Origin of the sequence: uncultured Thiothrix sp. (assembly GCF_937876535.1) — a bacterium.
Classification (GTDB): domain Bacteria; phylum Pseudomonadota; class Gammaproteobacteria; order Thiotrichales; family Thiotrichaceae; genus Thiolinea.
This window is the reverse complement of sequence record NZ_CALFHZ010000021.1, coordinates 296,842-310,412: the sequence shown is the minus strand read 5'-3', so window position 1 is coordinate 310,412 and position 13,571 is coordinate 296,842. Positions and strand designations below refer to the sequence as shown.

At 45.0% G+C, this 13,571-nt stretch carries 17 protein-coding genes; 1 reads left to right on the top strand and 16 read right to left on the bottom strand.

The window, feature by feature from the left end:
- Positions 1 to 202 precede the first annotated feature (202 nt).
- Positions 203 to 919: an alanyl-tRNA editing protein gene (locus tag Q0230_RS15945; protein ID WP_298611323.1), complete on the top strand. Its 717-nt coding sequence runs from the start codon at positions 203 to 205 to the stop codon at positions 917 to 919.
- Here the strand turns inward: Q0230_RS15945 and Q0230_RS15940 are convergent.
- The 16 genes from Q0230_RS15940 to rbsD form a co-directional block, all read right to left on the bottom strand.
- On the bottom strand, positions 916 to 1,248 hold the full coding sequence (locus tag Q0230_RS15940; RefSeq protein ID WP_298611320.1) for a 4a-hydroxytetrahydrobiopterin dehydratase: 333 nt from the start codon (positions 1,246 to 1,248) through the stop codon (positions 916 to 918). The genes Q0230_RS15945 and Q0230_RS15940 overlap by 4 nt on opposite strands.
- 33 nt (positions 1,249 to 1,281) lie before the next feature.
- Positions 1,282 to 1,986: a hypothetical protein gene (locus Q0230_RS15935; RefSeq protein WP_298611317.1), complete on the bottom strand. Its 705-nt coding sequence runs from the start codon at positions 1,984 to 1,986 to the stop codon at positions 1,282 to 1,284.
- Between the two features lie 2 nt (positions 1,987 to 1,988).
- Positions 1,989 to 2,507: a hypothetical protein gene (locus tag Q0230_RS15930; protein WP_298611314.1), complete on the bottom strand. Its 519-nt coding sequence runs from the start codon at positions 2,505 to 2,507 to the stop codon at positions 1,989 to 1,991.
- Positions 2,504 to 3,112: a hypothetical protein gene (locus Q0230_RS15925; RefSeq protein WP_298611311.1), complete on the bottom strand. Its 609-nt coding sequence runs from the start codon at positions 3,110 to 3,112 to the stop codon at positions 2,504 to 2,506. Before Q0230_RS15925 ends, Q0230_RS15930 begins: the two co-directional genes overlap by 4 nt.
- Positions 3,099 to 3,746, bottom strand: a complete 648-nt coding sequence (locus Q0230_RS15920; RefSeq protein ID WP_298611308.1) for a MotA/TolQ/ExbB proton channel family protein — start codon at positions 3,744 to 3,746, stop codon at positions 3,099 to 3,101. The genes Q0230_RS15925 and Q0230_RS15920 overlap by 14 nt, the downstream gene beginning before the upstream one ends.
- 17 nt (positions 3,747 to 3,763) lie before the next feature.
- Positions 3,764 to 4,321: a rhodanese-like domain-containing protein gene (locus Q0230_RS15915; RefSeq protein WP_298611306.1), complete on the bottom strand. Its 558-nt coding sequence runs from the start codon at positions 4,319 to 4,321 to the stop codon at positions 3,764 to 3,766.
- Positions 4,318 to 5,253: a quinoprotein relay system zinc metallohydrolase 1 gene (locus Q0230_RS15910; RefSeq protein WP_298611304.1), complete on the bottom strand. Its 936-nt coding sequence runs from the start codon at positions 5,251 to 5,253 to the stop codon at positions 4,318 to 4,320. Before Q0230_RS15910 ends, Q0230_RS15915 begins: the two co-directional genes overlap by 4 nt.
- Positions 5,250 to 5,999 (bottom strand): quinoprotein dehydrogenase-associated SoxYZ-like carrier, encoded by a 750-nt coding sequence (locus tag Q0230_RS15905; RefSeq protein WP_298611302.1) that lies wholly within the window; start codon positions 5,997 to 5,999, stop codon positions 5,250 to 5,252. Before Q0230_RS15905 ends, Q0230_RS15910 begins: the two co-directional genes overlap by 4 nt.
- A 7-nt stretch (positions 6,000 to 6,006) precedes the next feature.
- Positions 6,007 to 6,870: an ABC transporter substrate-binding protein gene (locus Q0230_RS15900; RefSeq protein ID WP_298611299.1), complete on the bottom strand. Its 864-nt coding sequence runs from the start codon at positions 6,868 to 6,870 to the stop codon at positions 6,007 to 6,009.
- A 67-nt stretch (positions 6,871 to 6,937) separates the two neighbouring features.
- Positions 6,938 to 7,543, bottom strand: a complete 606-nt coding sequence (gene pedF / locus Q0230_RS15895; RefSeq protein WP_298611296.1) for a cytochrome c-550 PedF — start codon at positions 7,541 to 7,543, stop codon at positions 6,938 to 6,940.
- 83 nt (positions 7,544 to 7,626) lie between these two features.
- Entirely contained in the window at positions 7,627 to 9,384 is a 1,758-nt protein-coding gene (locus Q0230_RS15890) for a PQQ-dependent methanol/ethanol family dehydrogenase (RefSeq protein WP_298611293.1), read from the bottom strand.
- Between the two features lie 177 nt (positions 9,385 to 9,561).
- Positions 9,562 to 10,752, bottom strand: a complete 1,191-nt coding sequence (locus Q0230_RS15885) for a transcriptional regulator (RefSeq protein WP_298611290.1) — start codon at positions 10,750 to 10,752, stop codon at positions 9,562 to 9,564.
- A gap of 139 nt (positions 10,753 to 10,891) precedes the next feature.
- A complete protein-coding gene (gene pqqE, locus Q0230_RS15880; protein ID WP_298611287.1) occupies positions 10,892 to 11,998 on the bottom strand; it encodes a pyrroloquinoline quinone biosynthesis protein PqqE in 1,107 nt (368 codons plus the stop codon).
- A complete protein-coding gene (gene pqqD / locus Q0230_RS15875) occupies positions 11,991 to 12,263 on the bottom strand; it encodes a pyrroloquinoline quinone biosynthesis peptide chaperone PqqD (protein WP_298611284.1) in 273 nt (90 codons plus the stop codon). The genes pqqE and pqqD overlap by 8 nt, the downstream gene beginning before the upstream one ends.
- Complete coding sequence (gene pqqC, locus Q0230_RS15870; RefSeq protein ID WP_298611281.1) at positions 12,260 to 12,997, bottom strand: pyrroloquinoline-quinone synthase PqqC; 738 nt, start codon at positions 12,995 to 12,997, stop codon at positions 12,260 to 12,262. The genes pqqD and pqqC overlap by 4 nt, the downstream gene beginning before the upstream one ends.
- Positions 12,998 to 13,156: 159 nt before the next feature.
- Complete coding sequence (gene rbsD / locus Q0230_RS15865) at positions 13,157 to 13,558, bottom strand: D-ribose pyranase (protein ID WP_298611277.1); 402 nt, start codon at positions 13,556 to 13,558, stop codon at positions 13,157 to 13,159.
- Positions 13,559 to 13,571 lie beyond the last annotated feature (13 nt).

Here is a 13,571-nt window from a genome sequence, read left to right as displayed (position 1 = left end):
ATATAAGCAATTGAATTAACTTTAAATTATATTTGTTAATTAAACTAAAACGCTCAAGCCATCCAAAGAAACTTATCTTTATAAATAAATTTATATTTGACGATTTTTGGTAATCTTTAAAAACAGCAATCTCTGCTTTCTTTCGCCTTTATTATTTGCCATATTAACTTGTTAATTTCTAATTTAGGGTTGCCTCCCTCCCATGACTACCGAACTGCTCTTTCGTAGCGACGCATATCAAACCACTGCTCAATCACAAGTCATTGCTATCACTGAACAAGGTGGGATTATTTTAGATCGCACACTATTTTATCCCACCGGTGGCGGACAACCGGGTGATAAAGGGGTCTTGCAGTTGAACAATGGGCAAGAAATCGCCATTACCACTACCGTTTGGGAAGATGCTGCACATACGCGCGTAGTGCATGTACCCGTTGAAAACAGTGAGCTTCCAAAAGTTGGAGAGACAGTTGAAATGCAACTTGATTGGGCAACTCGCTATAGCCATATGCGTGTACACACCGCCTTACATTTACTATCAGTAGTTCTACCTTATGCAGTCACTGGCGGCTCGATTAGCGCAGGTGAAGGCCGTTTGGATTTTGATATTCCTGACTCGATTTTGGATAAAGAGCAGATTACTGCACAACTTCAAGCTTTAATTGATCAAGACTTACCCGTGAGTGAAAGCTGGATTACCGATGCTGAATTAGATGCTAATCCCGAATTGGTTAAAACGATGTCGGTGCAACCACCCCGTGGCTCAGGCCAAATACGTTTGATCCATGTGCAAGGGGTGGATTTGCAACCTTGTGGCGGTACGCATTTAAAACGTACCAGCGAGATCGGCCAAGTGACTATTACGAAAATTGAGAAGAAAGGTAAATTAAATCGGCGGGTACGGATGGTTTTGGTTTAAGACAAGTTGTTGTATAGCAGCTCTAATTGCTTAGCCAATTCGATATCCAAACTAGAAACTTGATGCCCAGCATCCCAAGTCGATAACCACACTGACACGGTACGCCAATTATTTTCCCAACGCGGATGATGATCTAGCTGGCTGATGATAGGTGTTGCTTCTGCCATAAAACTCATGGCTACTTCGAAGCTCGGAAACTTAAAGGTGCGATACAATTCATAACGCTGCTGATCAGGTGCTTTGGGCAAAGCTGAAGCCACAACTTGCCACTTGGGTAATTGCACTAAAGCAGCCGTTAACTCTGCATCAGTCAATTGGTTTAGCTTCATCTTTTCTTCTCCTTGAGCTTTAAACTAACAAAACTAATCCATAAACCCCACCAGCTCCATCACAATCTTACCACCCTTATAAACATCCGTATTCAAAGGCTCTTCACGCTCTAATTTCACTAAGCCGACACCCGGCGCATACCACTCGCGGGTGGTGATAGGAATAGTGGAATTGCCCGTACGGGCATCCGCATATAACGATAAATCAGTTTGCCCCTCGACTAAAAGGCAATGCTCAAAATGACCGGCAGCGACCTCAACCGTTTCATCCAAACTCAGCACCGAATACGTCATCGGAAATTGCAGCATATCAGCAGTCATCACATCCATCCCCTCATACACCCGCTCAATTAAATAAGGCTGGGAAATCGTCGACCAGGTTTTGCCTTTCGCCTGCGTAATCGGCAGAGGTAACACCATACGTGGGCTAACATCCAAGCGTGGCTCAGTTTCCACCACCGTGCGCTTAGCTAAGCGATAAATCCCATCCGCACGCTTAGCCAGATAATAATCCGTGCCATCACTAGTGGAGCGGATACTGACGACCTCTTCTTTCAAGCGTGTCTGCCCAGTAGTTTCAATAATCAGTTGCTTAGTATCCAAGCGCTCAGGATGCTCAATGGTGACTTGATATTCCCAATGCAAGCCTTGATTCAAAGGAAAATAATCATCGCTAGCTGGCTTTTCGCAAGCAGCTAGCAGACTCAGGCAAAACCCAATAAGCATTAAGCGCCACATGATTATTTCTCGGGTAAAGCGGGGTCAGGTAACTCAATGAATTTGAGCTTTTCATGAATTTGCCCAAGTTGGCGCACATTGACGGGGGCGGCATTTTGCAGATTCTTGTTGCGCTCTTTCACGCCAATTTGCACATTACCATTACGCTGATTACGCAAGGCATCTTGTAAGGAAGAATGGACTTCGCGGTCATAAGGGATGATATAAGCACGCGGCTCACCCGCTGGTTTATTACCTTTTAAATTTGACGCCCAAATAAAAATCCGTCCAGCCGTCCCCGTTTCCTGACTCGGCTCCTCAATCACCGAGGCATGTAATAAAAACTTCGTAGGCAATTCAACTTCGCTAGGCCAGCCCTGCACCTCCTTCCACCCCTGATAGCTCACCCAGTACAAACCTGTAGTGATAAGCACCAACAGTAATTTCAGCAACCAAGGAATCCGCCCATATAGCAAAACCAAAACTAAGAGTGCTGCTAGAAAAATATAAGCCACCACCAAAAGCATGAGCATTTCATTCATATTTTTCCTCCGAGTACGAGGGATTTTTGCAGAGTGTTAATGTCGGTGACCTGACCATTTGGGGTAATGCTAAAGCGCACTGCAGTACGCTCTTCGCCTTCACGCTGCAAGGTAGTGGTGGCGTAATGCAATACTTTGAGAGTGGGATTCACTTCAGCAAGATAAACCGTAACCGGCACGGCTTTTAAGGTTTGGCTACGGTAGTAATGAATATTCACCGTAAACTCACCCGGTGGCCGCCCGCGAATCGTAACGATTTCCTGATTAAGTGGATTGATAATTTCTTTGCCATCAATCAGCTGCATATCATTCACAATGCCACGATCATCTCGATCTAAATGCATTAGACCTTCTTGCGGGCGCTTAAACCAAATCAACTGCCCTTTGGGTCCCTCCACCCAAGTATCAATATCATCGGGGCTATTATCTGGCCAACTCACCGTGATCATGAACTCGGCTTTTGGGTTAATAATCCCGCTCTTCGCAGTCGGGTTCATGAGCAATAAAGCCATTAAAAATAAGAAGGTAAATGCCAGTAAAGCGTTAAATAATAAATCGCTAAAAGGATCAATATCAGCCGTATCACGCCGTTTAAACAGAGCCATGTGCTAGTTCGCTGGCATGAATCGCGTTTACCACTAACTCATCAGCCGCTTGGTCAAGCCGTAGATATTGCATACCTAATAACATACTTCCAACTAAACCAATAATGGTGGTGTTAAGTGCGATTTTCATTCCCTGTGTCATAGTGCTCATAAGGGTTTGGACTTGAGTAATATCCAGTGAATCAAGATGAGTCATTGAACCCAACATCATCACAAAGCCAATTACCGTACCTAACATTCCCAACTTGATTAAAGCACCAGTAATAAACCAGCCGACTTCATGGGAACTATGCAATTGAGCACTCAATAGCTCCGCGGTGAGTTGTTTATCTTGAGGATTAGGTATTTTTTGTAGCTCACTCAAATAACGACTAATCACGGTAGTTGTCTGTTGATATTGACCTTGCTGCCAAGCGGCTAGAGCCTGCACTTGCTTAGCCAAAAACACACTACAATAACCGCAATGCAAACAAGTCAGCAGAAATAAGATCACCATTAAAGGGCACAGATAGGTGTTATCCGTAGCAAACATGAATGGGAGAATGCCGTTGTCCCAGAGAATACCTAAACCCACCAGCAAAAGGCCAAACAGCCACAACCATTGCAGCGGTAAGATCCACGCTTGTTTGCTCATGGCTTCTCTCTATGGGGTTAGTTCGACGTAAACGCTTGGGGTTCGGTTTTTACAACTGGTAAACCAGCCTCTTTCCAGCCATCAATGCCCTCTTTATACCAATAGACTCGCGTATACCCATACTCACGCACGCGCTGCACGGTATTCCACGACATCCAGCAATCAGCGACACAATAAAAAACTAAGGCTTGGTTAAGATCATTCTTACTGAGACTAGTTAATTGCGCTTTAAACCAAGTTTCAATTTTTGGCTCTAGCACACCATAGCCGACATTAGGCAGCCAGATACTATTCGGTAAACTGTCATGCGGTTCATTCACTAGCCAAGTCGCTGGAAAACCCTCGTCTTCCCGTAAGAAAGCCGCCATTACATCAATCAGAATGGGCTTATCGGTTTCAATGAGCTTTTGCAACTCTGCCGTTTTCAGCGTAACTCCATTCGGTACGCAGGCCGGTGTGGGACTACGATAATGTTCTTGCTTTAAACCTATCGGCATTTGTGGAGTACGTACACACTCCTCAGCCTGACAACTGAAAATATTCCAACTTAATACGAGCAATAAACAAAGTCTCATTCGGCCTGCTTAGCTGGTTTAAGCTGTTCAGCCTCTAAGGCTGGATATAAATGTGCAACTGAGCGGTTTAACTCATTCTGAGCCAACGCTACCTCCTTAAAATCAGCTGGAATCGGTGTTGCCATCACTTCATTCATATCTAAACCATTGGCCGCCGCTTGTTGAAGAATCGTTTGCAACCAAACTAAATAAGCGCGCGTTTGTGCAATTGGTTGGTCGTTTTGCGTGACTTTACCATGCCCTGGCACTAAGACTTTAAAGGGCAATTTTAAGAGCTGTTCAAGCGAAGCTAACCAGTCCACAATATTCGCATGCGGCGTAGTAGCAGCGCGTTGATTAAATACCAAGTCACCCGCAAATAGCACACCTGTCGTATGATCAAACACCGCTAAATCCGCAGGGGTATGTCCTTTGAAAGCTAACAGCTCTAGCTCATGCCCACCAATCACCTCACGGCCTAATTTAGCTTCTTGATTAGGTGCAACCACACTCGTATCACGCATCCAATCGCCAATCAGCCGATACATATTATTGCTAAAAGTCTCGCCTTCACGCTGCACGCCCCGAATCGTTTCTGGCAAGGCATAAATGGGTAAATCAGCAAAGGCTTGATTACCAAAGAAATGGTCAGGATGATGATGCGTGATATATACCCGAATGACTCTTTTACCAGTGGCTTTCTCAATCAACGCGCGCTGTTGTTCACCAAAACGTCGTGAAGGCCCAGTATCAATCACCACGACCCCGTCATTCGTCACGATGTAAGCGGCATTGACAATATAGCCACCATTTTCTTTGCTAAAATCTTCGGTTTTGCCTTCCAAGACAAAAGTATCCGGCGCAATTGCTTGTGGCTGAAGTGGATACTCAAAGCTAGCCGCTGAGAGCTGAATACTGCAAGCTAATAAGCCGATCCCCAACAACCGCTTCATTGCACCACCTCAGCTTGAATCTTATTGCCGTTATTATCGCGGCCTTCCAATTTGAATTGAGTTTGTTTAGGTACATCAAAACTCAGCATGGGGTTTTCACTGATTGGCTCAAATAAATCTAATTCAGCAAGGACTTTGCCGTCTTCACTCAAAACATTTAAGTTTTCAATATGAAAGGTTGGAATACCGGAAGCTAAGCCGGTATCCATTGGATGCATTACCCGTACTCTTAAACGATTTGAGCCATCTGGACGCTGCCAAACATTCGCGGATACTTGACCTAGCGTTTTCGTCCAATCCCCTGAGGCCGTACCTACACTCGGTAAAGTGCAACCACCCCCAGCGGCATTCACCCATACACCACCCACATGCCACAGACCATCGGCAGTTTTAGCCGCCACATGAATCGGGCTACCTTGTTGTAACTTCATACGAAAGCTTAAGTGTGGACGCATTTCTTTCGGGCGAAAGCGCAAGACTTGGGGAATTGGATTGAGATCAGCGACAACCACAATCTCTTGGATACCCTCTAGACCATCCACTTGGAAAGAAATTGGTACATTTAAGGAATCTTCGGCGTCAGTTGGAGCCTCAACTTTGACTGCTCCATCAAACTGGTAAGGCTCAGCTTTAAGAAAACGCGTATGAACAAACTGCCATTGTGGGGAGTTTAAAGTATCCGAATCAGCTGCCCAACCCCATGGACTGAGCAGTGATGTTAGGAGGAAAATGAATAAGGGGCGCATGGCTACCTCAATTTTTTGCAGTCACATCAGGTGCAATCGCAGGGGGTGTATATGTGACTTGGTACTGTTCGAAAATCTTTTTTACCGTACCGTCTTTCACTAAAGCAGCCATATTCTCATTAACAGCTTTCACTAACTCCTCATTATCCGCTTTGACTGCAATTCCCATCGCCCAATTAGAGCGGGCTAAACCGGGCGTTACTAAAGACTGCACTTGAATCGTCTCAGGGTGGTCTTTTAATAAACCTTCCAACTCACCACGTGGCCCCATTACACCGGCCACTTCGCCTGCTTTTAAAGCAGCTATTGCTTTGCTGAGATTTTCAAAGTGATGAATGTTTTTACTAATTTTTCCCTGCATGGCCTCTAGTAAATACAAATCGCTCAGGGTATCGATTTCAACCCCAATCGAATCACTCATAAAATTTGCTAAAGTCGGCTGTTTGCCTACTTTGTTCGTGTCAAACGCAAAAGCCACTTGTTCCAATTGATAAGGTGCAATGAATTTCACTTTATCAACTTTTTCTGCAAAGGCATTATCCACCGGCATATGCAACATCAGATCAGTGACACCACCACCTAAATAATGCCCTTTCCAGACATTATTGCGTAAATCGTCCTCGACATTTTCATCAGCACCGACCAAGCGAATTTGACTACTCACACCTAATTTAGCTGCTAAGGCATTAGCAATATCAACATCAATACCGGTTTGCTTGCCATCAGCGATATAAGAATAAGGGGGGAAATCTTTATATAAAGAGACGCTTAGCACGCCTTTATTTTTAATATCATCTAAGCCAGCGGCAAATAAGCTCGAAGTTGCTAAACTTAAGCCTAAAGCTACACTCGCTAACACTCTCATATTCATAGCCTCTCCTAACTATAAATACTTTAAAAAGGCCACCGCTCAAAACAGTGGCAACCAAAGGCACGACTTAATTCGTTGCCGGTTTAGCCGGATCAGTTACCGCAGGTGCTGTTGTTGTGGTAGCTGGAGTAGCAGCAGTACTAGTGGTTGATGTAGCTGTGCTAGCTGCAGGTGCTGCTGTTTCAGTGCTGGCTGCAGATGCTGTTGTGGTTGCAGGGGCAGCTGCAGTTTTCGCCGGTGCATCAACAGACACTGTTTCTAACCAACTACGAATCGCCCACAAACCTTCCTGTTTGACGATACCTTCAAATTTTGGCATGTAGGTAACGCCATTACGAATAGCGCCATTAACCATCCGCTCTTTGAAAATCTCATCCCCCTCAGCACCTAAAGGCAATTTTTCACGTAGGTCTGGGGCAATACCGCCAGAAATAGCATCAATTCCGTGGCAACGTGCACAGTTTTGCGCAAACGCATGTTTGCCTATTTCAATTGCTTTTTCATTACCTGAGTACGGGTTGGTATCTACAAACACCGTATCAGAATCCTTAATCGGCTCTAGGCCAGTAATATCAATCGGCTGTGGAGTAACATCACCGTGAGCCCAAACTTGCATGGTACTAGCTAATAAGAAAGCACCACAGATCCGTGTTAAAATAAGTTTGCCTTGCATTGATTAAAACCTCAAATCAATTCAGTTTATTGGTGGTTATGCTTATAAAGAGGCAGAGTATCTGCCTCTTTTTTTAATTAAAATTAGGAGGTAGTTTTTGGCAGTTTAAATACCCATAAACTACCACCTTGATTTAAGTGTTTAATACTTTTTGCAACTTCACCACCCCATAATGGCACAGCACCACCCCAACCAGAAGGTACCGCAACGAATTGTTCACCATCTTGCTCCCAAGTAATTGGGCAGCCTACTACTCCAGAACCTGTTTGGAATTTCCATAGCTCTTGGCCAGTTTTAGCATCAAAGGCTTTTAAATAACCTTCTGGTGTACCGGTGAATACTAAGTTACCCGCAGTCGTTAATACTCCACCCCATAATGGTGCTTTATTTTTTGCTTCCCAAACAATTTTGCCTGTTTTTGGATCCATCGCACGTAAAGCACCAATATAATCCTCGTTCAAAGGTTTAATCGTAAAGCCAGCCCCCAAATAGGCAGCACCCTTTTTATAACTGATTGGCTCGTTCCAAATATCCATACCCCATTCATTAGAAGGTACATAGAATAAATCGGTATTTGGGTTATAAGCCATTGGCATCCAGTTTTTACCACCTAAGAATGAAGGGGCAGCAAATACTGATTGACCTTTATCAGCACCACTCGGTGCACCTGGGCGATTGGCATCATCATATTCAGGACGGCCAGTTTTTAAATCTATGCCTTTAGCCCAAGTTACTTTATTAACAAAGGGATTAGCACTAATTAATTGACCATTGGTACGATCTAATACATAGAAGAAACCATTACGATCCGCATGGCCACCAGCTTTAATCACTTTGCCATCGGCTTGTTTCAAATCGAAGGAGATAAACTCATTGACACCATCAAAGTCCCAACCATCATGTGGTGTCCATTGATAGCTCCATTTGATTTTGCCGTCATCGGGATTAATTGCTAAGACAGAAGATGAATATAAGTTATCGCCAGGACGTAAATGTGAGTTCCACGGAGACGGGTTGCCCGTACCAAAGAAAAGTGTATTAGTTTCAGCATCATAGGTACCACCTAACCAAGTAGCAGCACCACCTGTTTTCCATAAATCACCCGGCCATGATTTATTGGTTTCACCCGTAATTCCATTATCTTTCCCATCTAAAGTACCCATGTGGCCTTCGACAGTCGGGCGCATCCAAATTAATTTGCCAGTTTTAGCATCACGCGCTTCAACTTTACCAACAATACCGAATTCACCACCCGATACACCGGTAATAACTTTGCCATTTACAACAATAGGCGCAGCGGTATTTGAATAGCCTGCTTTATAATCTTCCATTTTCTCTTTCCAAACTACCTTACCGGTATCTTGGTCAAGAGCAACTAATTGTGCATCGAGAGTGGAGAAAATAAATAGATTATCATAAAGAGCGCCGCCCCGATTTACTACGTCGCAGCAAGGTAAAATACCATCTGGTAAGCGGTGATCATATTGCCATAATTCTTCACCGGTTTTTGCATCAACAGCGAATACGCGAGAATATGAAGCAGTTACGAAAATTTTTCCATTATGAACTAAAGGTTGAGCTTCTTGACCACGCTGTTTTTCATCGCCATACGATAATACAAAAGCAGGTATTAAATTTTTAACCGTTTCGGTATTGAGCTTATCTAATGGACTAAAACGTTGCCCCTGCAAACCTAAACCATAACTCACCACATCATTAGGGGTGGTAGCATCATTAGCAATATCTTGATCAGTGACTGCTGCCATTAAAGGTGCAGCGGTCAAAGCCAAGCTAATAGCTGATGCTAATAATACCTTACGAAATAAATCACCAGACTTCATACTAGAGTCTCCTCTCCAATGGTAATTGTCTAAGGAAACCGTAATGTAACTCCCATGACATTACGGCCATCTAGCAGAGATCATAACGAGTATTTGGTTGGGAAAAGGTTGGGGACGATTTAATATTTTTAATTATTATTCAGTACACTGGCTTATCTTTAATAAGCCAGCCTTTGCTTACCATTTAGGCTTATCAACTAACTCAGCGAGGCGTTCACGAACTAACTCACTACCCCCCGTACTTTTACACAGTTTGTCCATTAGAAGGGTAGCATCTTCACAAGAACCAAGCGCTTTATCCATCACCGCATCAATACAATGCCGCCACTCTTCTAGCTCTGGTGAATTGGATTGCACCAACAAGCTGCCTTGGTAAAGGCTAAATGCTGAACTGGTTTGATTATGGTGCAGGGCTTGCCAGACTTGCACGAAATCAGCCCACACTGAAACTTGTAAACGGTAAGGACGCGAGCCAATTTGACCATCTAAAATGCGGCGCAAATGTGAAAGTTCAGCTTTTAAGGTAGACAGCGAAACCGACTGCTCACCATATAAAGCGGCATGTAAACCTTCAAGACTCAAACCTTGTGGATTCAAAGCGAGTAACGCCAAAATTTCCACTTGGCGTAGCGGTAAATGGAGCGCTTTGCCACGAAAAACCACTCGCGCTTGACCCAATGCATAAATTTCTAATTCAGCTTTGGGTAAATGCTGCGGTAGTCCTTGGGCTATAGAACGAGCAATCTCTGTGACGGCTGCTTGCCCTAAAGGTGTGTGCCGCCGCCATGTAGTGGACATATCTAAGACCCCCACCAGCTCACCTGACTGGGGATGCAAAATGGGTGCAGCATAACATACCCAATCATGCACAAAAGGCTGATAGTGTTCGGATGAAAATACCGTCACTGGACGTTTGAGATTTAAAGATAAGCCCACCGCATTCGTACCAACTGAACGCTCATCCCACCAGCCACCGGCAGTAAAATTCACTGACTCTGCCCGACTGCGCATATGTCGACTGGCTAAAGTCCACAATAAACGACCTTGAGTATCTGCAATACCCGCTACCAACTCGCCTTCTTTAGCTAACTGCGTAATTTGGTCTTGTTCACGTTGGACAGCCTGACTCAGAATCGAGTCTTTCCACATTTGCTGGGTAACATAAAGATCATCCGCAGGTGCGGAGCCATGACGGGGTTGGGTATATTGTGCGCTACGCTGCCAAGAAGAAACAATATCATCTCGCACAGGAAGCGGCGCACCAGCATGCACTCCCGATACAAAACGATTCCACTGACTATCTAATAGACTCCGCCGCTTTAATAACGACTCTGAACCTATCCCTAAAACATTAAGTGCCTGCCCCATACGCCTCCTCCTGCGTTGTAAGCATACGATTTAGCCCCCACTCAATCATTTTTACTCTAAGCAGAGTGCACCTCTAACTCTGACTTTGCAAACGTGTATGGAGATAGACCTTAGAATAAGCCATGATTCAAGTTGTCAGTCAACTTAAATTGCTATTATTCTGCCTTTTTCTAAATAACAATGGCTTAGAACTGTTAGGGTTAAGACGAGTGGTATCAATTGCCTGCTCAATCAGGTGATGATGCGGGGATTTCGCACAAGTTGGATCAGCATTAGTCGGATCGCCCGTGAGCTTAAACGCCTGACAATGGCAACCCCCAAAATCTTTTTCGCGCTCATCACAAGTGCGGCATGGCTCTTTCATCCAATCTTCACCACGGAAATAATTGAAGGCTTTGGATTCATACCAAATCCAAGCTAAATCGTGGTCACGCACATTATGTAATTCTAAATTGGGCAAACTACGGGCGGAGTGACAAGGCAACACTAAACCATCTGGCGCTACTGCTAAAAACACCTTACCCCAACCTGCTACACAGGCTTTTGGGCGATTTTCATAATAATCCGGCACCACATAATAAATTTTCATCTTACCTTTGAGCTTTTCTTGGTAGTGATGCGCGACCCGCTCAGCTTCGCGTACTTGCTCTAAAGTCGGTAATAAATGATCGCGATTCGCTAGTGCCCAACCTTCAAATTGGGTAGTGGCCAGCTCCACATAATCGGCCTGTAATTCGGCCGCTAAATCGAGCATTTGCGCCACTCGATCGGTGTTTTGGCGATGAATGACAAAGCACAATACCATCGGATACCCGCTTGCTTTGACCGCACGTGCCATATCCAATTTATGTTGGAAGGCATGGGTTCCCGCTAGATAATCATTCAAGGTCGCATCATCGGCTTGGAAGCTGACTTGAATATGATCTAAACCCAGTTCACGGAATTTCTCCACTCGTGCCGCGTCCATACCGACACCGGAAGTAATCAGATTACTGTAGTAACCAAGCTTACGCGCTTCGGCAATCAGCACTTCTAAATCTTTGCGCACTAAGGGTTCGCCACCGGAAAATCCCAGTTGTGCTGCCCCCATTTTGCGCGCTTGATGTAGAACTTTGAGCCAACCTTCAGTGTCTAGCTCATCTTTCTTCGGTACCAATTGCAAAGGATTGCTGCAATACGGACATTGTAAAGGGCAAGAGTGAGTGACCTCAGCCAATAGCCACAAGGGCGGCGGGATTTTAGCCATATTTAACCCAGCCTTGGGCTTCGGCTTCCATTAAAAATTGGGTGACATCCTCATCCAAACCCTCGGTTTCGTAGTCTTCCTCCAACTGCGCGACAATGGCTTCCACCGTGCGTTTTCCATCACATAAAGACAATACTGCAGCGGCGGTATCACTCAATTGCACCATACCTTCGGGATAGAGCAACACATGATTTTGTTGTGCTTCTTCCCATTGGAAACGATAGCCTCCAGCCAAGCGTGGCACGGCTTTGAAATCAACACTCATGCGGGTTCCTCCACATTGAAATACGGGGGCATATGTTGCACATAGGCCAGATAAATCGCATCCAGCATCGACCAAAGTACATCCAGCTTAAACTTCAGAATTTTTAAAGCACGTTGCTGCTGCTCATAAGTGGTGAAATGCTGCAAGGTTAAAGCTAGACCATGATCCACATCGCGGTGCGCTTCGGTTAAACGATTACGGAAATATTGCAAACCGGCATTATCAATCCACGGATAATGATCCGGCCAACTTTGCAGGCGCTGCTTATGCGCAGTGGGCGCAAATAATTCGGTTAAAGACGAGCAAACGCCCTCACGCCAATCGGCGGTATGTACGAAATTGATATAAGCATCGACCGCAAAACGCACACCCGGAAGCACATGACGCTGATCCAGCAATTCTTCGCGTGGCACACCACAAGCCTCGCCCAAGCGAATCCATGCCTCAATCCCACCATCGGAAACATGCCCCGCATTGGGGCCACCATCATGGTCTAAGATACGCTGAATCCATTGACGGCGCACCTCACGATCAGGGCAGTTGAATAACAGCGCAGCATCCTTACGGGGAATCGTCACTTGATAATAAAAGCGATTCGCGACCCAGCCACGCAATTGCTCAGCATTGAGCTTGCCTTCATACATCATGACTTGAAAGGGATGGTGAACGTGATAATAACGGCCTAAAGCGCGTAATTGCTGCTCAAATTCGGCGGGGGTCCAAGCATCAGCCATGCACTAAGCTCCTCTTCTTAAGGCATTATGGAAGTATAAGTTACTAGGGTTGGGGAAAGGTTGGAAAACTCCTTACGCTCCTTGCCCGAGTAGCTCCCGAAGAATGTAACGGGTTTAGAGTGCAAGCTTACTAATATTTAGCAGGTTTTTAAGTAATTCTCAGAAACAAACACCCGAGTAGAGAATAATATTGGCATAAGGGGTAGCTTCACCAGTACGGACAATGGCTCTGGCTTGTTGACTGAGTTTTTTAAAAGCTTCATGCGAAACGGCTTCAAACGTTTTAGGGAGACCTTGCCCAACAAAAGCTTGATACCAGTCTGGCGTCTTTTCATTCACTAGTGCTTCCTGTGCCACCAGCGTGCGCTCTACCTGCATTTCACTTAAAACTGCTTGCAGCACAGCTTGTAAACTCGGTGTACCAAGGCTCACCGCCAAATCAATGCGCTGTACTTGAGCTGGAATGGGCAAACCGGCATCCGCAATAATCAGCATATCGCCATGCCCCAGCGTAGCGATGCAATGCGATAATTCGGCATGGAGCAATAAGGTCTTTTTCATAATCCGCCCTAAT

Coding starts and splice junctions, on each gene's coding strand:
- pqqE (WP_298611287.1), bottom strand. CDS start 11,998: ATGGCTAAAATCCCGCCGCCCTTGTGGCTATTGGCTGAGGTCACTCAC.
- pedF (WP_298611296.1), bottom strand. CDS start 7,543: ATGCAAGGCAAACTTATTTTAACACGGATCTGTGGTGCTTTCTTATTA.
- Q0230_RS15930 (WP_298611314.1), bottom strand. CDS start 2,507: ATGAATGAAATGCTCATGCTTTTGGTGGTGGCTTATATTTTTCTAGCA.
- Q0230_RS15940 (WP_298611320.1), bottom strand. CDS start 1,248: ATGAAGCTAAACCAATTGACTGATGCAGAGTTAACGGCTGCTTTAGTG.
- Q0230_RS15925 (WP_298611311.1), bottom strand. CDS start 3,112: ATGGCTCTGTTTAAACGGCGTGATACGGCTGATATTGATCCTTTTAGC.
- Q0230_RS15915 (WP_298611306.1), bottom strand. CDS start 4,321: ATGAGACTTTGTTTATTGCTCGTATTAAGTTGGAATATTTTCAGTTGT.
- Q0230_RS15900 (WP_298611299.1), bottom strand. CDS start 6,870: ATGAATATGAGAGTGTTAGCGAGTGTAGCTTTAGGCTTAAGTTTAGCA.
- Q0230_RS15890 (WP_298611293.1), bottom strand. CDS start 9,384: ATGAAGTCTGGTGATTTATTTCGTAAGGTATTATTAGCATCAGCTATT.
- Q0230_RS15885 (WP_298611290.1), bottom strand. CDS start 10,752: ATGGGGCAGGCACTTAATGTTTTAGGGATAGGTTCAGAGTCGTTATTA.
- Q0230_RS15920 (WP_298611308.1), bottom strand. CDS start 3,746: ATGAGCAAACAAGCGTGGATCTTACCGCTGCAATGGTTGTGGCTGTTT.
- Q0230_RS15945 (WP_298611323.1), top strand. CDS start 203: ATGACTACCGAACTGCTCTTTCGTAGCGACGCATATCAAACCACTGCT.
- Q0230_RS15935 (WP_298611317.1), bottom strand. CDS start 1,986: ATGTGGCGCTTAATGCTTATTGGGTTTTGCCTGAGTCTGCTAGCTGCT.
- pqqD (WP_298611284.1), bottom strand. CDS start 12,263: ATGAGTGTTGATTTCAAAGCCGTGCCACGCTTGGCTGGAGGCTATCGT.
- pqqC (WP_298611281.1), bottom strand. CDS start 12,997: ATGGCTGATGCTTGGACCCCCGCCGAATTTGAGCAGCAATTACGCGCT.
- rbsD (WP_298611277.1), bottom strand. CDS start 13,558: ATGAAAAAGACCTTATTGCTCCATGCCGAATTATCGCATTGCATCGCT.
- Q0230_RS15910 (WP_298611304.1), bottom strand. CDS start 5,253: ATGAAGCGGTTGTTGGGGATCGGCTTATTAGCTTGCAGTATTCAGCTC.
- Q0230_RS15905 (WP_298611302.1), bottom strand. CDS start 5,999: ATGCGCCCCTTATTCATTTTCCTCCTAACATCACTGCTCAGTCCATGG.